This is a genomic window from Pseudomonas sp. LBUM1644, assembly GCF_059716195.1.
In genome coordinates this window covers 58,211-78,830 of the sequence record NZ_CP166812.1, presented here as the reverse complement: position 1 = coordinate 78,830, position 20,620 = coordinate 58,211, and the positions used below count along the sequence as shown (strand labels likewise).

Annotated in this window: 19 protein-coding genes; 7 read left to right on the top strand and 12 right to left on the bottom strand. The window is 59.2% G+C overall.

The genetic code is table 11. The features are described 5' to 3' along the window. Positions 1 to 3: 3 nt before the first annotated feature. The gene (locus ACA052_RS00340; protein ID WP_497647895.1) at positions 4 to 1,794 is read right to left on the bottom strand and encodes an ATP-binding protein; all 1,791 of its coding nucleotides are present in this window, start codon (positions 1,792 to 1,794) and stop codon (positions 4 to 6) included. 10 nt (positions 1,795 to 1,804) lie between these two features. Next, a complete protein-coding gene (gene algB, locus ACA052_RS00335; protein WP_157710038.1) occupies positions 1,805 to 3,151 on the bottom strand; it encodes a sigma-54-dependent response regulator transcription factor AlgB in 1,347 nt (448 codons plus the stop codon). A gap of 435 nt (positions 3,152 to 3,586) precedes the next feature. Between algB and ACA052_RS00330 the strand changes: the two genes are divergently transcribed. From ACA052_RS00330 to ACA052_RS00310, 5 genes are all read left to right on the top strand, one after another. Then, positions 3,587 to 3,874 (top strand): hypothetical protein, encoded by a 288-nt coding sequence (locus tag ACA052_RS00330; protein ID WP_497647894.1) that lies wholly within the window; start codon positions 3,587 to 3,589, stop codon positions 3,872 to 3,874. Between the two features lie 81 nt (positions 3,875 to 3,955). Beyond that, the gene (locus ACA052_RS00325) at positions 3,956 to 4,120 is read left to right on the top strand and encodes a DUF1328 domain-containing protein (protein ID WP_003170804.1); all 165 of its coding nucleotides are present in this window, start codon (positions 3,956 to 3,958) and stop codon (positions 4,118 to 4,120) included. A gap of 2 nt (positions 4,121 to 4,122) precedes the next feature. Further along, positions 4,123 to 4,599, top strand: coding sequence for an inhibitor of vertebrate lysozyme family protein (locus ACA052_RS00320; protein WP_497647893.1), 477 nt, complete (start codon positions 4,123 to 4,125; stop codon positions 4,597 to 4,599). A gap of 791 nt (positions 4,600 to 5,390) precedes the next feature. Continuing rightward, complete coding sequence (gene gltP, locus ACA052_RS00315) at positions 5,391 to 6,722, top strand: glutamate/aspartate:proton symporter GltP (protein WP_497647892.1); 1,332 nt, start codon at positions 5,391 to 5,393, stop codon at positions 6,720 to 6,722. 216 nt (positions 6,723 to 6,938) lie between these two features. Beyond that, on the top strand, positions 6,939 to 8,168 hold the full coding sequence (locus ACA052_RS00310; protein ID WP_497647891.1) for a nucleoside recognition domain-containing protein: 1,230 nt from the start codon (positions 6,939 to 6,941) through the stop codon (positions 8,166 to 8,168). Positions 8,169 to 8,252: 84 nt separating this feature from the next. On the opposite strand, the gene ACA052_RS00305 is transcribed toward ACA052_RS00310, so the two are convergent. The 9 genes from ACA052_RS00305 to ACA052_RS00265 form a co-directional block, all read right to left on the bottom strand. Continuing rightward, positions 8,253 to 8,879: an ABC-type transport auxiliary lipoprotein family protein gene (locus tag ACA052_RS00305; protein WP_497647890.1), complete on the bottom strand. Its 627-nt coding sequence runs from the start codon at positions 8,877 to 8,879 to the stop codon at positions 8,253 to 8,255. Then, complete coding sequence (locus tag ACA052_RS00300; protein ID WP_497647889.1) at positions 8,876 to 9,814, bottom strand: MlaD family protein; 939 nt, start codon at positions 9,812 to 9,814, stop codon at positions 8,876 to 8,878. The genes ACA052_RS00305 and ACA052_RS00300 overlap by 4 nt, the downstream gene beginning before the upstream one ends. A 1-nt stretch (position 9,815) precedes the next feature. Next, positions 9,816 to 10,619: an ABC transporter ATP-binding protein gene (locus ACA052_RS00295; protein ID WP_497647888.1), complete on the bottom strand. Its 804-nt coding sequence runs from the start codon at positions 10,617 to 10,619 to the stop codon at positions 9,816 to 9,818. Further along, positions 10,616 to 11,764 carry an ABC transporter permease gene (locus ACA052_RS00290; RefSeq protein ID WP_497647887.1) on the bottom strand — a complete coding sequence of 383 codons (1,149 nt, stop codon included), beginning with the start codon at positions 11,762 to 11,764 and terminating at the stop codon, positions 10,616 to 10,618. The genes ACA052_RS00295 and ACA052_RS00290 overlap by 4 nt, the downstream gene beginning before the upstream one ends. 54 nt (positions 11,765 to 11,818) lie before the next feature. Continuing rightward, positions 11,819 to 12,847, bottom strand: coding sequence for a DUF5924 family protein (locus tag ACA052_RS00285; RefSeq protein WP_497647886.1), 1,029 nt, complete (start codon positions 12,845 to 12,847; stop codon positions 11,819 to 11,821). A 192-nt stretch (positions 12,848 to 13,039) separates the two neighbouring features. Then, positions 13,040 to 14,416: a M16 family metallopeptidase gene (locus ACA052_RS00280; RefSeq protein WP_497647885.1), complete on the bottom strand. Its 1,377-nt coding sequence runs from the start codon at positions 14,414 to 14,416 to the stop codon at positions 13,040 to 13,042. Between the two features lie 174 nt (positions 14,417 to 14,590). Further along, positions 14,591 to 16,249: a Na/Pi cotransporter family protein gene (locus ACA052_RS00275; protein ID WP_497647884.1), complete on the bottom strand. Its 1,659-nt coding sequence runs from the start codon at positions 16,247 to 16,249 to the stop codon at positions 14,591 to 14,593. A 293-nt stretch (positions 16,250 to 16,542) separates the two neighbouring features. Next, on the bottom strand, positions 16,543 to 17,310 hold the full coding sequence (locus tag ACA052_RS00270) for a TerC family protein (protein WP_497647883.1): 768 nt from the start codon (positions 17,308 to 17,310) through the stop codon (positions 16,543 to 16,545). An 85-nt stretch (positions 17,311 to 17,395) separates the two neighbouring features. Beyond that, a complete protein-coding gene (locus ACA052_RS00265; RefSeq protein ID WP_218439974.1) occupies positions 17,396 to 18,703 on the bottom strand; it encodes a CitMHS family transporter in 1,308 nt (435 codons plus the stop codon). Positions 18,704 to 19,119: 416 nt separating this feature from the next. Between ACA052_RS00265 and ACA052_RS00260 the strand changes: the two genes are divergently transcribed. Further along, on the top strand, positions 19,120 to 19,521 hold the full coding sequence (locus ACA052_RS00260; protein WP_497647882.1) for a GFA family protein: 402 nt from the start codon (positions 19,120 to 19,122) through the stop codon (positions 19,519 to 19,521). Here ACA052_RS00260 and ACA052_RS00255 read toward each other — a convergent pair whose 3' ends face one another. Further along, entirely contained in the window at positions 19,522 to 19,848 is a 327-nt protein-coding gene (locus ACA052_RS00255; protein ID WP_497647881.1) for a DOPA 4,5-dioxygenase family protein, read from the bottom strand. Between the two features lie 84 nt (positions 19,849 to 19,932). On the opposite strand from ACA052_RS00255, the gene ACA052_RS00250 reads away from it, so the two are divergent. Then, positions 19,933 to 20,598 (top strand): NAD(P)-dependent oxidoreductase, encoded by a 666-nt coding sequence (locus ACA052_RS00250; protein ID WP_497647880.1) that lies wholly within the window; start codon positions 19,933 to 19,935, stop codon positions 20,596 to 20,598. Positions 20,599 to 20,620: the final 22 nt, after the last annotated feature.

Below are 20,620 nucleotides of genomic sequence, written 5' to 3'. Positions count from 1 at the left end.
GACTTAAACCGCCAGCGCCATATAGAACTGCGTGCCCTGCCCCGGCCGCGAATAGACGCCCATTCGCCCGCCGTGCAATTGCACGATTTCCTTGCACAACGCCAGCCCAAGTCCCGCTCCCCCTTTCTTGCGACCGACCTGGACGAAGGGCTCGAAGATCCGTCCCTGTTGGCCGTAGGCAATACCCTCGCCGTTGTCCTCGACGCTGATGATCACCCGCTCGCCATGGCGCCGGGCCTGCAAGCGTATCTGCCCTTCAGAGGCGGTATGGCGCAACGCGTTATCGATCAAGTTATCAAGCACCCTGTCCAACTGCGCTCTATCGGCTTGCAACCACGGTAGTGGCCCTTGCACTTCCACCAGCAGATCGATGCCCTTCTGTGCTGCAGATTCGGCGAAACGCGCCTGGGCCTCGTCCAACAACTCCTCGATCGCACAGGGCGCCAGCATGAGTTTCTGTAATCCGTTCTGATAACGAGAGAAATTCAGCAAGTCGTTGATCAACTGCATCAAGCGCTGCATTTCTTCATTCACGGTGTCCAACAGGTCCGCCTCACGGGAGTCAGCAGCAAAATGCGCGCGCTCCCGGAACAGACCGAACGCCATGTGCATGCCAGTGACCGGCGTTCGCAACTCATGAGAGGCACGCAATACGAATTCACTGCGTACCCGTTCGAATGCCCGCTGTTCGGTGACGTCGTGGAGCACCATCACGGCGCCGAGAATATGACCCTGCGTATGGCTGACTGGCGTCAGGCTGTAGGTCAGCAAACGCGACTCACCATCGACCTCGATACTCAGGTCCTCCGGCGCACGTTCCAGGGTGCCGCCACGCAGTACCAGTTGCAGTTGCGCATCAAGTTCGGGGCGTTCAAGGGCGCTGCCCAATCCCTGCCCAAGGCGGGCGGCGTCCCATCCCAACTGACGCTGTGCCACCGGATTGAGGTGTTCCAGATTGCCATCGCGGTTGATCATCAACAAACCGTCGTCGATGCTGTCGAGTACTGCCTGTAACCGCTGCTGGCCGGCCAGAAGCTCATCGACGTTGGTGGCCTGATGCTCACGCAACGCCTCGGCCATGATGCCGAAACGCTTGGTGAGCTGGTTCATTTCCACCGCCGAGGAGATCGGCAGGGTCACTTCGAAATTGCCCTGACCGATGTTGTCCGCGGCCTGCGCCAACGCTTCGATCGGTGCGCCAAAACGGCGAGCGATCGCGTGGGCGGTGACGAAACCGATAATCAACACGGCCAACCCGACCAACCCCAGCAACCCGGCAATCAATAGCGCTCGATCCCGCGCCTGGCGTTGCGTTTCATTGATGTTATCCAGCGCTCGCTTGTGCTCGGTAATCAACCCGTTACGCAACACGTTGAATTTCTCGGTCAGAGCCTCGTTGCCCGTCAGCACATGGGTCGTATCGTGTGACAAGTCCAACGTCTGCAGAAAACTCAGGTAATCAGATTTAGCCTGGGCAAACCCATACAGATTGCCCTCGGCGCCCCGTTCGTGGGCAATACCTTCATCGAGCAGCTGCAAATAATGCTGTCTGGACGCCTCAAACGCCGCCGCGTCAGGCTTTTCAGTGAGCATCAGGATTAACTGATCGCCCAACGTCTGCCGCAACTTGAGGCCCAGGTCGAGGGTGACGAAGTTATCGCGAACTAGCGCTTCCTGGTTCCCCGCCATCTGCATCACGCTGACCAGCCCGAGCAAGAGTCCGAGCAGTGCGACGGTGATCAGTGCGGAAATACTCAGAAAAAGCCGAGTGCGCAACTTCATCGCCAGTTTCATCGGGTGCGACTCACAAATTGTACTGCTTGCGTTTGCGGTAGAGCGTCGAGGCGTCGATGCCCAGCGTCTTGGCAGCTTGGTCGAGGGTATCGGCGGTGGCGAGCACCGCGCCGATGTGGGCTTTTTCCAACTCGTCCAGACTCAGCGCAGCGCCAATGCGCGGTGCATTATTGATCGGGGTTTCAGCCATGCCGAGGTGACTGATCTCCACCCGTTCCTGGGGACAGATAATGCTCGCCCGCTCCACCACATTGCGCAGTTCGCGGATGTTCCCGGGCCAACGATAGCCGAGGAGCGCTTCCCGGGCCTCATCGCTGAAACCCCGCGCCGGACGCGCATATTCCTTGACGAAACGGGCCAGGAAACGATCCGCGAGATTGAGGATGTCTTCGCGTCGCTCACGCAGGGGTGGCAGGTGCAAAGTAATGACATTCAGGCGATAGAGCAGGTCTTCACGGAAACGGCCGTCGCGCACCATGTCTTCAAGATTAAGGTTGGTGGCCGCGAGGATTCGCACATCGGCACGGCGGGTGACCGGATCGCCGACACGCTCGTACTCTTTATCCTGGATAAAACGTAGCAACTTTGGTTGCAACGTTAGCGGAAAATCGCCGATTTCATCGAGAAACAGCGTGCCACCGTCGGCCTGATTGACCCGTCCGAGCGTGCTTTCGCTGGCCCCGGTAAAGGCGCCACGACTGTGTCCGAAGAGTTCGCTTTCCATGAGCTCGGCGGTCAGGGACGGGCAGTTGATGGTGACGCAGGATTTTTTCGCACGTTTGCTCCAGCCGTGAATGGCCTGGGACAATTCGCCTTTGCCGGTGCCGGACTCGCCGAGAATCAAAATGTTGGCATCGGTGCTGGCAACCTGACGCGCGGTTTCGAGGACCACTTTCATCGCCGGGCTGTGGGAATCCAGACCGTCCTTAGGCTTGCGCACTTCGCCTTCCAGGGCTTCCAGTCGTGCCGACAATTGGCGCACTTCCAATTGTTTGGCGGTGGCGAGGCGCAACTGATCGGGGCTGCAGGGCTTGACCAGATAGTCTGCGGCACCGGCCTGTATTGCATCCACGGCGGTGTCCACGGCCGAGTGAGCGGTGACGATTACTACACGCATCCAGGGAGCCTGGATGCGCATTTGCGCCAGCACATCGAGGCCGTTGTCTTCGCCCAGGCGTAAATCGAGGAAACACAGGTCGAAGACCTGGCGCTGCAATAAGGCATCGGCCTGTGCTGCGCTGTTGGCGGTGGCAACGCTATAGCCCTCGTCTTCGAGGCAATAACGAAAAGTTCGCAGGATGGCGGATTCGTCGTCCACAAGCAGAATGCGGCCTTGATGCTCAGTGGCTGATTCCATTTTCCTACGCTCCTGAAAGAATGATCTTGGTTAGTCCCGGAAAAATCGGGCAAGTTGCATGGTTAATTCTGGTCGATTCCAGCCCTAGCAGGGTAGTTTTCTCTTTACCCTTCGGCTAATGGCCTGATTTCGTTGGTTTTTCAAATAAAAACCGATAATTAGGCAATTGCCTACGTCCCTGTGTGACACCTACGCCCTCCTCTCAATTCAAACATTATTGAAACTTCCTACGAAACTATCGTGCATTTCGCACGACCATAGATAGGTCATCGTGCAGGATGCGTCCGAAAGGATTTTCACTGCACATATAACTATATGATTTATAACGATTTTTTTTGATCAAAAAACTGGCATGCGGGCTGCAATGATCTGATTAACCCAGGGCAACAACTAACGCCCTAAACCAGATCACCCCAATGTGGGAGGAGCTTCAGGATGAGTCGCCAACGTGCCGCCCAGTTGCGTTTCTCGCCACTGCATATTCAACAAGGCCTGTTTGCTGTTCTGGCGCTTTTGATCACCTTGATTGGCGGCCAGCAATTTCAGCGCTGGGAGCAGAGTCAGCAGCAAGACGCGGTGCGAGTCTCGATTCAGCACCCTACCCAAACGCACTTCTCTGCCGCCAGCACCAGCTTCGCTGACAACACTTCGATGCGAATGATGGACGTCGACCAGGCACAGCCTGCGGATGAGATGCCTCGTCAGGAACGTTGGGTGTTCTAAGTATCCGAACTTGGCGCGTCCGATGCGCCGGGAAAAGCACCACTAGCACTACCTCTAAATAGAAGCGTAAGGAGAATCACCATGTTGAGCTGGGCAATTACATTCTTGATCATTGCCATCGTCGCGGCCGTTCTGGGCTTCGGTGGTATCGCGGGCACCGCCACGGGTATCGCCAAGATTCTCTTTGTCGTGTTCCTGGTGATGTTTATTGCTTCCTTCTTCTTTGGCCGTCGCGGCCGAGGCTGAACATGAGCGTTTGGTTAAAGACACTGGCAGCCGCCCTGCTCCTGGGCGGTGGTGCCATGGCGATGGCGATGGCGATGGCGGCCAATGATGGCCAGGCGCGGGTCAATGAATTGCTTAATGCAGACCCGCAGTACCGTGAGACGTGGCAAAGCGTTGTCAAGAAGGAAGAACGCCTGCCGGAATGGGTGATCAACTTGTCCGGTGACGCCGAGCAAATGAATGCAGTTGAAGAAGATGGCGACAAGTACCTGGTGGGGCCGCTCTGCGAATCGCAGGCGACGTGCCTTAATCAACGCCTGATCGTTGCCGTCAGCTTCGACAAAAAGGATGCCTACGCGATGCTGGTCGAAGTGCCTGCAGGGTTGCCCGCCGACAAGTCGCCCACGCGACATGCCGACTATCGCTTCCTTGGCAAGCCGGACCAGGGCATGCAGGACCTGTTGATGGAACAGCTGAAAAAAGATCCAAAGTGGTACTGAGTTCTGCCTTTGTAGGAGCGAGCTTGCTCGCGATGGACGCTAACGATGACGCGTGTTTTCAGAATACACGCGTCGCTCCTGAATCAATCGCGAGCAAGCTCGCTCCTACACCAATGCGCTACCCGAGGACGGTAGCCGCATGACCAAGGGGTCGGGACGTTCTGCCTGTTTCAGGGGCGGAGTGACCTACGGGCACAGGGAGTGCCTGCGCAAGGGCCGGGTCAGGTAAAAGCTGCGACGCAAGTTCGCCAACCTTTCAAGGTTCGACGGACTTGCGGAGAGCTTCTTCGCGCAATGCGTTGAAACAGGGCAATCCACTCGGATTCGCCATTTCCCCTTTCGATCGCCTTTGATTTCCTTGAGAAATATTTTTCTCGGTGTGTCGTGCCGACCGTACATCGAGAAAAAGAGCCGATCATTAATGGCGAATTTTCTCCATCCCTCGTGGGATTTTCCTGAAAAAAACGTCTCTCCAGACTGATCGAAATTTGCTCAACCTGCCCTGTGATGGCCGGTTCACGGCACTTATGCCTGCCGATATGTCGTATTTGAACCGACTGGAACGGGAGTTTCAGTAAAAAAAGCTCATGCCGATTCGGCATAGGGTAGGCGTTTACGGCATTAGACGTTGCCTCCTTGCATCGGAATAGTTGCGCCTTTTTTCGCCTGCCAGAGAGCCGCAAACACGCGCTCCAGGGCACCTTATACGGGGGCAGGTGCACAAGACTTTTTCGCCACAAGCGTTCCAGTTCTTGCATCTGCCTGAGTCAAACGCAAGTAAGGGTAAAGATATGAAGAAGGCAAAGCTCAGCCTCGCCTGGCAGATCCTCATCGGTCTGGTATTGGGGATTGCAATCGGTGCGCTGCTCAACCATTTCAGTGCCGAGAAGGCCTGGTGGATCAGCAATGTCCTGCAACCGGCAGGCGATATCTTTATCCGTCTGATCAAGATGATTGTGATCCCGATCGTGATCTCCTCGTTGATCGTCGGCATTGCAGGCGTCGGTGACGCGAAGAAACTCGGGCGTATCGGCCTCAAGACCATCATTTACTTCGAGATCGTCACCACCATCGCCATCGTGGTCGGCCTGGTGCTGGCCAACGTGTTCCATCCGGGCACCGGCATCGACATGAGCACCTTGGGTACGGTGGATATTTCCAAGTACCAGGCCACGGCCGCCGAGGTTCAGCATGAACACGCGTTCATCGAAACCATCCTCAACCTGATCCCGTCGAACATCTTCGCCGCCATGGCGCGCGGTGAAATGCTGCCGATCATTTTCTTCTCCGTCCTGTTCGGCCTCGGCCTTTCGAGCCTGCAAGCGGACCTGCGTGAACCGCTGGTGAAGATGTTCCAGGGCGTGTCGGAAAGCATGTTCAAGGTCACCCACATGATCATGAACTACGCCCCGATCGGCGTTTTCGCACTGATCGCGGTCACCGTGGCCAACTTCGGCTTCGCCTCCCTGGTGCCGCTGGCGAAACTGGTGATCCTGGTTTACGTCGCCATCGCTTTCTTCGCCTTTGTGGTGCTGGGCCTGATCGCTCGCCTGTTCGGCTTCTCGGTGATCAAGCTGATGCGCATCTTCAAGGATGAACTGGTGCTGGCCTACTCCACCGCCAGCTCCGAAACCGTGCTGCCACGCGTGATCGAGAAGATGGAAGCCTACGGCGCACCGAAAGCCATCTGCAGCTTCGTCGTGCCAACCGGCTACTCGTTCAACCTTGACGGTTCGACCTTGTACCAGAGCATCGCGGCCATTTTCATTGCCCAGCTGTACGGCATCGACCTGTCGATCAGCCAGCAATTGCTGCTCGTACTGACGCTGATGGTCACCTCCAAAGGCATCGCCGGCGTGCCGGGCGTTTCCTTCGTGGTACTGCTGGCGACGCTCGGCAGCGTGGGGATTCCGCTGGAAGGCCTGGCGTTCATTGCTGGCGTCGACCGCATCATGGACATGGCACGTACCGCATTGAACGTGATCGGCAATGCCCTGGCCGTGCTGGTTATCTCTCGCTGGGAAGGCATGTACGACGACGCCAAGGGCCAGCGCTACTGGAACTCCCTGCCGCACTGGCGCAGCAAGGAAAAGCTGCCGGCCGGTGAAGTCTCGAACAACTGATACACCCCTGTAGGAGCTGCCGAAGGCTGCGATCTTTTGATCTTGCTTTTTAAAACAAAATCAAAAGATCGCAGCCTTCGGCAGCTCCTACAGTAGATTAAGGCCAGCCATGTAAATGGGACGCCAGCAGTTCCATACAAACCCCGGAGAAATCCGGGGTTTGTCGTTTCTGGCTACCCCGCTATCATTCGCCGCATCTTCCGGGGGATTTGACTGATGCTTAATGGCCTGTGGCTTGGCTTCTTCATCGTGGCTGCCGTTTCGGCACTGGCGCAATGGCTGATCGGCGGCAACGCCGGGATCTTCGCGGCGATGGTGGAAAGCATTTTCGCCATGGCGAAATTGTCCGTCGAAGTGATGGTGCTGCTGTTCGGCACCCTCACCCTCTGGCTAGGCTTTCTGCGCATTGCCGAGAAAGCCGGGATTGTCGAGTGGCTGGCCAGAGCGCTGGGGCCGCTGTTTCTGCGCCTGATGCCGGGAGTCCCCGCCGGGCACCCCGCCATCGGCCTGATCACGCTCAACTTCGCCGCCAACGGCCTCGGCCTGGACAATGCCGCCACGCCCATCGGCCTTAAAGCGATGAAGGCCCTGCAGGAACTCAACCCCAGTGCCACCGTTGCCAGCAACGCTCAAATCCTGTTCCTGGTACTGAACGCTTCATCGCTGACGCTGCTACCGGTGACCATCTTCATGTACCGCGCCCAGCAAGGCGCACCCGACCCGACCTTGGTGTTCCTGCCCATCTTGCTGGCCACCAGTTGCTCGACCATCGTCGGCTTCCTGTCGGTGGCGTTCATGCAACGCCTGCGCATCTGGGACCCGGTGGTGCTCGCCTACCTGATACCCGGTGCCCTGGCCCTCGGTGGCTTCATGGCGCTGCTGGCGACGCTCTCGGCGACCGCTCTGGCGGGCCTGTCCTCGATCCTCGGCAACCTGACGCTGTTCGGGCTGATCATGCTGTTCCTGCTGATCGGCGCGTTTCGCAAAGTCAAAGTCTACGAAGCGTTTGTCGAAGGCGCGAAAGAAGGCTTCGACGTGGCCAAGAATCTGCTGCCGTATCTGGTGGCGATGCTCTGTGCGGTCGGTGTGCTGCGCGCGTCCGGCGCGCTGGACTTTGGTCTGGACGGCATCCGGCACTTGGTGGCATGGGCTGGATGGGACACGCGTTTCGTCGATGCGCTGCCGACGGCGATGGTCAAACCGTTTTCCGGCAGCGCGGCCCGGGCGATGCTGATCGAGACCATGAAGACATCCGGCGTGGACAGCTTCCCTGCCTTGGTGGCGGCGACGATTCAGGGCAGTACTGAAACGACGTTCTATGTGCTGGCGGTGTACTTCGGTGCGGTGGGAATACAGCGGGCGCGACATGCGGTGGGGTGTGCGTTGTTGGCGGAACTGGCCGGGGTGCTGGGCGCTATCGGGGTTTGCTACTGGTTTTTTGGGTGAATCAAAAGATCGCAGCCTTCGGCAGCTCCTACAGGGAAATGTGTACCTCTGTAGGAGCTGCCGCAGGCTGCGATCTTGGCAATCTCAAGGCCTGATCGGAGGTGCCAGCTTCTGGCCTTGTTCCACCGCCCAAGCCACCACCTGCGCCGTCAACTGATCGCTCGCCAGGCCAAACCCGGCAATCACCGAAGGCACCTGCACATCGCTCAGCGGCTGGCGCACTTCAAAGCGGCGGCTGGCGAGGATTCGCTGGTCATAACCCCGCACCAGCAACGCATCCAGCCGCACAATCACGCTCGCGTTCGTGCCTTGGTACTCGGTCTGGAACGCTTGCAGGCTCCCACCCAATTCCAGATCCGCCTGAAAATTGCTGTCATCGGTGCTCAACAACGGCACTCGACCGTCACGCTGGAAACCATCGAGCAGACGATTGCGCAGCAGCACCGGTGCCGGGTCGCTCCAGCGCGAGGCCTTGTAGCTGCTGATCAAATCACCCTGCGGGATGACCGCGATTTTCGGGCTGTTCAACGCCTCGCTGGCCTGCGGCTTGGCCAATCGCAACGACCAGCGCTGCGGCGTCCCGTGGCTGGCGGCGACGCTGTTCTGTGTTGATGGCAATCGGTAGACATCGGACGGCTCGGACTTGGGCAGAATCGAGCAAGCGCTGGCCAGCGTGAAACTGGCGAGGAGGGCGAAGTGCGCAAGCTTCATGGCGTGAACTCCTTGTTCTTGTCAGTGCCCAGCAGATATCCACTGGGGTTGGCTTCCAGGCGTTGGGAGATGGCACGCAATGACGTCAGGGTGTCGCGCAGTTCACGCACGGCCGGCGCCAGGCCATTGAGACCCTGCAGGCCGCTGTTGAGAGAATCCTGATTGCTGCTGAGTAGCTTGTTGATGGTCGCGCTGCTCTGCTCCAGCGACTTCATTGCCTGCTCGGCGCTGCCGAACATTTGCTTGCCTTGATCGTTGAGCATGCCGTTAGCGTTGCGCATCAGCGCCGACGTCTGTTCCAGCATGGCGCCGGCCTGCTTGCCGACTGATGCCAGTTGCTGCATGGCCTGACGAATGTCGCCACGTTGATCAGCGATGGTGCCGGTGGTCTGCTCAAGATGCTCCAGGGTACTGCTGATGCGCTCAACGTTCTCCGTGGAAAACATCAGGTTGGCGTTGTGCATCAACGTGTTCACGCCGGCCATCAGATCGTTGCTGTCATTTAGCAAACGGGCGATGGGCGAGGGCGACGCCACAATGACCGGCAGGTTGCCGTCCTTGCCTTTAAGTTTCGGGCTCTGCGGGGTACCACCGCTGAGCTGGATGATCGAGGTCCCGGTGATACCGGTCAGCGCCAGTTTGGCCTGGGTGTCTTCCTTGATCGGCGTTTCGCCGCCCAGACGAATCCGTGCCAACACCCGACGCGGGTCTTTCGGGTCCAGGCGCAGCGTCACGACGTCACCGACCTTGATCCCGCTGTACTGCACGGCGCTGCCCTTGGACAGGCCGCTGACTGCCTCGTTGAAGACAATTTCGTAGTCCTTGAACTCGGTGTCGACGCTGGACTTGGCCAGCCACAAGCCGAAGAGCAGGGCGCCCGCCACCACAATCACGGTGAACAGGCCAATCAGCACATGATGGGCTCGGGTTTCCATGTCAGACCTCGTTCAACTGTTGAGCGGCCGTCAGCGCCGCGCGGCCGCGAGGGCCATGGAAGTATTCGTGAATCCACGCATCGTTGGTTTCCGAGACTTTATCGATGGCGTCCGCCACCAGTACTTTCTTCTGCGCCAGCACCGCGACGCGATCGGTGATGGTATAGAGCGTGTCGAGATCGTGAGTGACCAGAAACACACTCAACCCCAGTGCATCGCGCAGGGTCAGGATCAGTTGATCGAAGGCGGCGGCGCCAATCGGGTCGAGGCCGGCAGTGGGTTCGTCGAGAAACAGGATGTCCGGGTCCAGTGCCAACGCCCGGGCCAACGCCGCGCGCTTGATCATGCCGCCGGACAGCGAAGCGGGGTACTTGTCCGCCGCCGACAGCGGCAGCCCTGCCAAGGCCAGTTTCACTGCCGCCAGGTGCTCGGCATCGTGGCGGCTCAGGCCGGCATGTTCGATCAAGGGCAGGGCGACGTTTTCGGTCACGGTCAGCGAAGAGAACAGGGCGCCTTTCTGGAACAGCACGCCGAAGCGGCGCTCGACCATCGAGCGCTCATGCTCGGACAGCGTCGGCAGGTTTTTACCAAACACTTTCACCACGCCTTCGCTGGGCTGGCGCAAGCCGACGATGCTGCGCAACAACACCGATTTACCGCTGCCGGAACCACCGACCACCGCCAGGATTTCGCCCTTGTACAAATCCAGGTCGAGGTTCTCGTGAACGCTCTGGCTGCCGAAGCGATTGCACAGCCCACGGACTTCGATCACCGCCTCGGAAGGCGCTCGGGGTAGACGACTCACCAGCCCATCTCCATGAAAAACAGCGCGGCCACGGCATCAAGCACGATCACCACGAAAATGGATTGCACCACACTCGATGTGGTGTGGGCGCCGACGGATTCGGCGCTGCCGCTGACCTTGAAGCCTTCGAGGCAACCGATGGCGGCGATCAGGAAGGCGAAGACCGGCGCTTTGACGATCCCCACCAGAAAATGTTGAACGCCGATGTCGGTTTGCAGCAGCGACAGGAACATGGCGGGCGAGATGTCCAGCGACACCGCGCAGACTACGCCACCACCGATAATCCCCGAGATCATCGCCAAAAAGGTCAGCATCGGCAACGCCACCAGCAGGGCCAGCACGCGCGGCACCACCAGCAGTTCCATCGGGTCGAGGCCCAAGGTGCGGATGGCGTCGATTTCCTCGTTGGCCTTCATCGAGCCGATCTGTGCGGTGAACGCACTGGCGGTGCGCCCGGCCATCAGGATCGCGGTCAACAGCACGCCGAATTCGCGCAGGAAGGAGAACGCCACGAGGTCCACGGTGAAGATACTCGCGCCGAAACTCGCCAGCACCGTCGCCCCGAGAAACGCCACCACGGCGCCCACCAGAAAGGTCAGCAGGGCAACGATGGGCGCGGCATCGAGGCCGGTCTGTTCGATGTGCGCGACCATCGGCGTGAGACGCCAGCGCTGGGGGCGGAACAGTCCGCGGGCGATGGTCTCCAGGATCAGGCCGACGAAGCCCAGCAATTGCAGGGTGTCCTGCCATACCGCGTCAACGGCGCGGCCGATGCGGGTCAACAGTTGAATGCCGACGCTGGTTTCCGGTTCCTTGATCGGGACGCAGAAGTCCGTCAGCGACTGGTAGACCGTCTGCAACAAGGCGCGGTCGGCCGTGGACAATGTGCAATCGGGATGTTCGGCGGATCGACCCAGCCGCTCGGAGCCCAGCAACTCCACCAACAGCGACGCGCCGGCGGTATCGAGCGCGCCGAGACCATTGAGGTCGATGTGGGTACTGTCGTCGTATTGGCCGTGGAGCTTTTCACTCAGCTGCTTGAGATCGGCGTAATGGGCGAGCGTCCAGTCACCCGTCACCCGCAACTGCGCGGGGGAGTGAGAGGCGTCCAGTTGGGCATTGCCGGCCATTGTGCTGCTGGTCATAAGCTCCGTGCTTGTTCGGCTGTTTGGCGGAACTACGTAATAGCACGAACCGCATTACTTTTCTTTGGTCGGTGTGCTGTCCGTGATCTTGAAACGCAGCACGCCGATGACCTGGCCGTCTTCGGTCAGCACCCGGACCTGCCAGTTGCCGGCCGGATTACCCGGGAAATTCTGCTTGTGGGTCCAGGCCCGGTAACCTTCCTTGCGCCCGCCGTGGATATCCAGCGGGATGCGGTCGACTTCTTTGCCGTTGAACTGCCACACATGATAAATCCGCTCGTCCAGCCCGCGCGGGGCGTTGATCGCGGTGTAGGCGTACAAACCGCCGCCCCGAATCTGCTCGGCGCTGACTTCATCGAGGCTGTCACCGGGGCTGCGGTCCTGCATTTGCGTACTGATTGCCACGTCAGTCATCCACAGTGTCGCCGGCGGCACCCACGACCGCAGCACCCAGCCAACACCGCCAATGCCCACGGTGATGCTCAGAATTGCCAAGGCGTTGCGCACGGTCCGAATCGGGAAGATCGATGCCAGGCTCGGGAATGACAGGACGACGGCCGTGCCGAGGGCCAGTTTGAAGCTCTGGGAAGTGGTCAGGTGCAGGATGACGGGGAGGGCGGTCAGCAGTGCCGCGAACAGCGTCAGCGTGTGCAGCGCCAGGAACGCCCAGCGCCGGGGCGCCAGCCATTTGTAGTAGAGCGGGTCGGTGATGGAAATCAGCGCGGCGATGCTCAGCAGCCCGGTGAAGAACAACTGGCCACTGTTCCAGGTGGTGGTGATGAAAAAGAACGGCAGGACGAAGAACAGGCTTTCCTGGTGGATCATTTGCGTGGCGTATCGCAGCAGCGGCTGGGGGATTTCGCGCTTGAAGATCCTGGCGAACAGCTTGGTGAGGCTGTTTTCCAGCATCAGCCAGATCCAGCTGAGCACCATGATGATGGTGATCCAGGTCGCCAGGCCTTGTTGGCGATCCACCAGGATGAAGCTGCCGACCCCGGAGATAAAACCGCCGAGCGCAATGACCCCGGGATAGCGCTTCATCAATTCCAGGATGCGCTGTACGAAAAGGGTCAGAGTAGGCATTCGGCGGTTCGCAATAGTCGTAGGAAAAATCCTCGACAGGTTACCGCCCGGACGACGGTGTGGCGAGGGCTGCGGTCCGTTATGTGGCGAATTCACTGGACCCAAAAGATCGCAGCCTTCGGCAGCTCCTACAGGGGAATGCGTACGCCTGTAGGAGCTGCCGAAGGCTGCGATCTTTTGAGGTCACCACGCTCATCTTTTGCGATGAACGCGCCAGGCCAGGAAACCGAGCACCATCAGGCCAAACACCCCGGCAAGCGCCCACATCACCTGGTCATAACTCATCAGCGGCTTCTCGATCCGCACATAACCGGGCTGCAGGAGCAACTCACGCACCGCCTTGTTCGCCTCTTCCAGCTTCACGCCTTGCAGCTCCTTGGTCGGGTCGGCGAAACGGCCGTCTTCGTAGTCTCCGAGGGCGCTCCAGTAGTAATCGGCCAGCGCGCTGTTGCCTTGAACGGCCCACGCCTGGCGGGAGATGGCGGCCTGTTTGAGCCGGTTGAACGTCTCGGCATTCAGGCCGTTTTTGAGAATGTCGGCCTTCAATTCATCCAGCACCTGCTGGGCCTCGGGCACATCGTCGCGTTCAAGGTCGGCGTTCAGGCTCATGAAGCCCACACCGCCAAACACTTCGCGCTCCGCCCACGGGCCGTAGGACAAACCGTGAGCAAGGCGCAACTGGCGATAAAGCGCCCAGTCCAGGTAGTCCTTGAGCAGGTCGAAGGTTTCGTCGTGCTGGTCTTCCAGCACCGGCTCGGGCACCAGCCAGTGCAACTTGGCACCACCGCCGACAAAGCCGTGAATCAGACTTCGTTCGTGGGCCGCGCTGGCCTTGATCTCCGGGAGGGGCAGGTGATCGGTGGGGTCGATCGCTGCCAGTGCGCCATAGGTCCGTTCGAGATAGGCCGGCAGCAACCGCTCAAGATCACCCACCACGATCAGCGTCATGTTATTGGGTGCGTACCAGTCTTTGCGCACCTTCTCCAATTGTTCGCGGGTCAGGTGATCGACTTCCGCCCGCTCGGGGCATTTGAGGCCCAGTTCCACCGCCAATTGATTACTGGCCGTGTGCCCCAGGTCCTGGCGATCCAGCCAGCGTTGCAGGTGCGAATAATGGCCGCCGTCTTCACGCTCGACCACTTGCTTGGCGGCGTTGATCGCGTTGTCGTCGATTCGGGTCTGGGTCAACAGTGCCAGCAGCAGATCAAGCACCTTGCGCTGGTTTTTTGCCGGTGCTTCGATGACGAACGTGGTGTCGGCGTTGCTGGTGTAAGCGTTCCACTCACCGCCCAGGGCCTGCATCCGTTCTTCCAGCCCGCCCTCGCCGCTGGCGTCGATGCCGCTGAACAGCAAGTGTTCGAGCAGGTGCGGCAATTCCTTGTCGGCGCACGTGAAGTCATCCAGACCAACGCCGACCACCAGGCGAATCGCCACATGCCCGCGCTCGGTGCCGGGTTTGAGCAGCAATTGCAGGCCATTAGGCAGCGTATAGCCTTCGACCTGGAAGCGATCCAGGGCAAACGAGGGGAATGAACCGAGCAGCAGACAAGCGAACAACAGACAACGCATAACAAGCTTCCATACGGCTGATTGGAGATCCGTGTCGTCAGTCAGGCCCTCTTCGCGAGCAAGCCCGCTCCCACACTGATCTGTGTCGTACACAAAACCACTGTGGGAGCGGGCTTGCTCGCGAATGGCCTTCATGCTGAATCAGTAGTACTGACTGACCACTCTGCCAGACGTTCAAGGCGAATGCGTGATGTCAGCCAAATCATCGACAACCAGAGCACCGGTGTCCGACGTTTCGAGCACCACATAGGCGCTGCTGCAGAACAGAGAATTCAGGCGCTTCATGTCCGCGATCAATTCCAGGTGCAACGAACTGGTCTCGATGCTCTGCACAATCTTACGTTGCAACCGGCTGACATGAGCGTGGGCCAGGCGGCGTTCCTGTGCGCGAAAGCGACGTTTCTCACGCAGCAACTGGCGGGCGCTTTCCTTGTCGGCGCTGAGGAACACCGACAGCCCCAGGCGCAGGTTGGAAATCAGCTGAGTGTGCAGCCCCGCCAATTCTTCCAGCCCGACCTCGGAGAACGACCGGCGCTGCGAGGTTTTCTGCTGCTGAACCTTGCGCAGCATGCGTTCGATCAAGTCGCTGGCCAGTTTGAGGTTAATCGCCAATTCGATGATTTCCGCCCAGCGCCGACTGTCCAGATCGCTGAGGTCTTCCCGGGGCATTTGCGCCAAATACAGTTTGATGGCGCTATAGAGCGCCTCGACATCATCGGTCAGACGCCGCATCTCCTGGGTGACCGCCGTCTGTTTACCGTTCAGCACGTCGAGCATGGCTTCGAGCATGTTATCGACCAGGTCGCCCATGCGCAGGGTTTCCCGTGCGGCATTGGCCAGCGCGAGGCTGGGCGTGACCAGGGCTGTCGGGTCCAGGTGCCGGGGTTTGGCCATGCCGTTGATTTCCGGGCGCTCCGGCAGCAACCAGGCACACAGCTTGGCCATCGGTCCGACACTCGGCAGCAGGATCAGGCACCGCGCCGTGTTGTAGAGCAGGTGGAAGCCAATGACCATTTCCTGAGGACTGAAGTCGAGGCTGTCGATCCAATGCACCAACGGGTCGAGCACCGGAATGATCAACAGCAGGCCGATCAGCTTGTACAGCAGGCTACCCAACGCAACCTGTCGACCCGCGGCGTTCTGCATGCTGGTACTCATAAACGCCAGAATGCCGCTGCCGATGTTGGCGCCAATCACCAGGCCAATGGCCACGGGCAAGCTGATCACCCCGGCACCGGCCAGGGTCGCGGTCAGCAGGACGGCCGCCAGGCTGGAGTAGGAAATCATCGCGAACAGCGCACCGATCAGGGCATCGAGCAGGATGTCACCGGTCAATGAAGCGAAAATCACTTTCACGCCCTGAGCCTGGGTGATCGGTGCGGCGGACTCGACGATCAATTGCAGCGCCAGAATGATCAGCCCCAGGCCGATACTGACGCGGCCCATCTGGCCCAGTCGAGTCTGCTTGCGGGACAGGAAGAAAATCACCCCGAGAAAAATCAGCAACGGTGACAGCCACGACAGGTCGAAGGTCAGCACCCGCGCCATCAGTGCGGTACCGACATCCGCGCCGAGCATGGTTGCCAGGGCAGGGGTCAGCGCCATCAAGCCCTGACCGACAAACGAGGTGACGAGCATGGCGGTGGCGTTGCTGCTCTGGACCATCGCAGTCACAACGATCCCCGCGATGAACGCCAGCCAGCGCCTGGACATGTTCTGGCCGATCACATGGCGCAGGTTGGAACCGTAGACACGCAGGATGCCGGTTCGGACGATGTGCGTGCCCCAGATCAACAAGGCCACGGCAGATAACAAATTGAGCAGGGTGAGCATGCAGGCCCCCTGTGGTGGTAGCGCCCCAAAGGGGCAAGTTGACGGTGCCGCGCTTTTTCTACGTTCTGTACTTAAGCTGTAGTTGGCTAACGGTCTGCGCGCCAGCATCGCACAGCTAAAGAAGTGATTGAAACAAAACTGTCATGAAAACAGCTCCATGCAACCGCACAAAACAATGTGGGAGCGGGCTTGCTCGCGAAGACGTCATATCAGGCACATTGATGTCGACTGATATGACGTCTTCGCGAGCAAGCCCGCTCCCACAGGTTTTGCGTGTTCAGGAAGGCCCGGGCTTACTGGCCCGGAATATCCTTGCGCAGTTTCACCGGATCCTGCTGTTTCTTCTTTTTCGCGATGGCGGTGCGCATCTTGATGTTGATCGCTTCAACCGCCAGCGAGAACGCCATGGCGAAGTAGACGTAGCCTTTAGGCACGTGCACGTCGAAGGATTCGGCAATCAGCACGGTACCGACGATCAGCAGGAACGACAGCGCCAGCATCTTCAGCGACGGGTGCTTGTCGATGAACTCGCTGATGGTGCCGGACGCCCACATCATCACCAGCACGGCAACGACGATCGCCGCGACCATCACCGGCACATGGGACACCATGCCGACGGCGGTGATGACCGAGTCGAGCGAGAACACGATATCGATAATCGCGATCTGAATGATGGTGTAGAGGAAGTTGCCGCCCTTGCCGCCCGGCTCCTCATTGGTTTCGTCTTCGCCTTCCAGCGCGTGATACATCTCCTGCGAGCTCTTCCACAACAGGAACAGACCACCGAAGAACAGGATCAGGTCGCGCCCGGAGATACCTTGGCCGAACACCACGAACAGGTCGGCCGTGAGGCGCATGACCCACGTGATCGACAGCAGCAACAGAATCCGCGTGACCATGGCCAGCGCCAGCCCGAAAATCCGGGTGCGCTGCTGCATATGCTTGGGCATGCGGCTGACCAGGATCGAAATCATGATGATGTTATCGATACCCAGGACAATTTCCAGGGCGGTCAGGGTAAAGAAGGCAACCCAGATTTCAGGGTTGGTCAGCCATTCCATGTGTATTCCTTTGAGGATGTGTTAAACCACGAAGGGCCCGGGCTTCAATCAACAAAACCTGGACCCGTCATGGTGAGTCTTGGGCCTATAGAGTGCTGAACAGCGGAAAAATCCCCATCAGCAACGCTGCAACCAGTATGCACATACACACCAACACTGCCCATTTCAGGGTAAAGCGTTGATGGTCACCAAAATCGATACCGGCCAGTGCCACCAGCAAATAGGTCGATGGTACCAGCGGGCTCAGCAAGTGGACGGGCTGACCGACGATGGAGGCACGTGCCATTTCAACCGCGGTTATACCGTAATGACTGGCGGCTTCTGCAAGCACTGGTAACACGCCGTAATAAAATGCGTCGTTCGACATGAAGAACGTGAACGGCATGCTCACCAGTGCAGTGATCACGGCCAGGTACGGACCGAGGAAATCCGGGATGACCGCCAGCAGGCTTTTCGACATCGCGTCGACCATGCCGGTGCCCGACAGGATACCGGTGAAGATACCCGCCGCAAAAATCAAACCGACCACCGCCAGCACGCTACCGGCGTGGGCTGCTACGCGATCCTTCTGCTGTTGCAGGCAAGGATAGTTGACGATCATCGCGATACTGAAGGCCACCATGAACAGCACCGGCAGCGGCAACAGGCCCGCGATCAGGGTGCACATCAGCGCCAGGGTCAGCGCGCCGTTGAACCAGATCAGCTTCGGACGGCGGGCGTCAGGGAACTGGGATACGCTGATTTCGCTGTGGTCGATTTCGTCACCCACCAGATGCAGTTCACCCAGGCGCGCCCGCTCACGTTTACCGTAGAAGTAGGCAATCGCCAGGATCGCCACCACACCGGCCAGCATCGCCGGAATCATCGGCACGAAAATGGCGGAGGGGTCCACATGCAGGGCACTGGCCGCACGTGCGGTCGGGCCGCCCCAAGGGGTCATGTTCATCACGCCACCGGCGAGGATGATTAGGCCGGCCATGATCCGCGGGCTCATGCCGATGCGGCTGTACAGCGGCAGCATGGCGGCCACGCAGATCATATAAGTGGTCGCGCCGTCACCATCGAGGGAGACGACGAGCGCCAGTACGGCGGTGCCGACCGACACTTTCAGCGGATCGCCCTTGACCAGTTTGAGGATCTTGCGCACGGCCGGGTCGAACAGGCCGGAGTCGATCATCAGGGCGAAATACAGAATGGCGAACATCAGCATCACGCCGGTCGGCGCAAGCTTGGTGATGCCTTCGAGCATCATTGGGCCGATCTTCGGCGCAAAACCACCGAACAGGGCGAAAATGATTGGAATGATGATCAGGGCGATCAGCGCAGACAGGCGCTTGGTCATGATCAGGAACATGAACGTGATGACCATGGCAAAGCCAAGGAAAGTCAGCATGGGAATACTCCAGGCGTAGCGCGGCTAGGGAATGGGCGAACCGGATGGGGTCAGCGCAGAACGGGAAGCACGAGACGTACGGGCGGAGTTGCAGCGAAGCGGCGGGTAGCAAAGGACATCAGGATCACCATTGTTGTTGTTAAATGGGCTGTGCGAGCCATCAAACACTCGCTTTAGCCAACCGGTCTGTTGCCGGCAGTGGGGCGATCCTAATCGCGCAAGCTTTCAGCCAGCTTTCGTTGATGAAAGCATTCACCGGATGTGCAACCGGTCGTCGGACTGGGGCGCGACACGGATCACACCTGTAGGAGCTGCCGAAGGCTGCGATCTTTTGATCTTGCTGTTAAAAATCAAAGTCAAAAGATCGCAGCCTGCGGCAGCTCCTACAGGAGGCATACGCATCAGGAGGACACAGCATGGTCAAAATTCATACAGGCGGCTGCCACTGCGGACGCTTGCGCTATCAATTCAGCGGCCCGCTGCACGACATCGCCCACTGCCATTGCTCGATCTGCCGGCGGGTCAGCGGCGGGATCGTCACCACCTGGATCACCGTGCCCGTGTCGACCTTTGAATGGGTGAAAGGCACGCCCGCGCAATACGAATCCTCATCCAGCTGCGTGCGTTATTTCTGCCCGACCTGTGGGGCGCAACTGGCGCTGGTGACACGCCTCAGCCCCGAGAGCATCGACGTCACCATAGCGACCCTCGACCACCCGGAGCTGGCGCCGGCCGAGCGGCATATCTGGATGGACAACCGTTTGCCCTGGCTGCATCTGGACGGACACTTGCCCGGCGAAGCGGAAGAAAGCCTTTGATCAAAAAATAGACAAATCCAGTGGCCGGATCGCGCCCATCCAGATCGCATGCTCGGTGTGGTCGAGCAAGTCGTCGCCAGTGTCCGGGTGCAGGAACACCACCAACCCCTTGCGGTTGAGCGCCAGCCACGGCAGCACTTCGCCAATGTGATCCGGCCCGAAAGCCAGCTGGCAGCTCCAGTCGGGGTGCGGGCCGACAGGACGTTCGTGAACGCGGCCCATCGTCAATGGGAATAGCTGCGCCGCCCGCTCACATAAGGCTCGCGCCTGGGGGAGGGTACTGGCGTCAAAATAGACATGCGCGTGATAACCCTTGATCTGCTGCATCTGAATCCCTCTAAAACCCGGTCGAACCCTCACCGATCCGCACAGGTCACACGCCATATACGTCGGAAACAAGGAACCTCAGCCATGAAAAATGCCGAAACCCCCGTAGTGAAAGTGGTGCTTTATGGTGCCATGAGTAGCCTGGGCAGTGCGCTGATGGCTGAAATGCTGCGTCGTCAGCATGAAGTGATCGCCATTCTTGATGACTTGACCGCATTGGCACCACGTCCGGGTCTGCGGACCAAGTCGGGCGACCTGTTTGATGCCGATCGCGTGAAGCAAAGCGTGGCGGGCTGTTCGGCCGTCATCTGTTTATTAGACGCACCAGGGCTGCCGATCAACAGTGAGCATGTGGAAAAAACCATCGTGCCGGGTCCGGTCGAGCAAGTACTGGCGGTGGATGCGTTGATTGACGGCATGCAAGCCGCGGGCATAACCCGACTTTTTTTGGTGGGCGATTTCGAGGTGCTGGACGACCCGGAAATAGATGATCGACTGCAACGCCACGCCGCCGAAGAAATCCGCGAAGCGCTGCAAAGCAGTGGCTTGCACTGGACGTTGGTGAATGCTCCGCGCGGCGTGGCCGGGTTGACCATTGAGCATTTCATCCAGGTCAGCACCAGCCTGGAACCGGGACTTGCCGAACCACTTGCGCGGTTGAACCGCGTCGCGGTAGGGATTGCTGATGAGATGCACCTGAACCTACATGTGGATGAACATGTGAATTTTGTGGCGACTTCAGAGCCTTAAAAGATCGCAGCCTGCGGCAGCT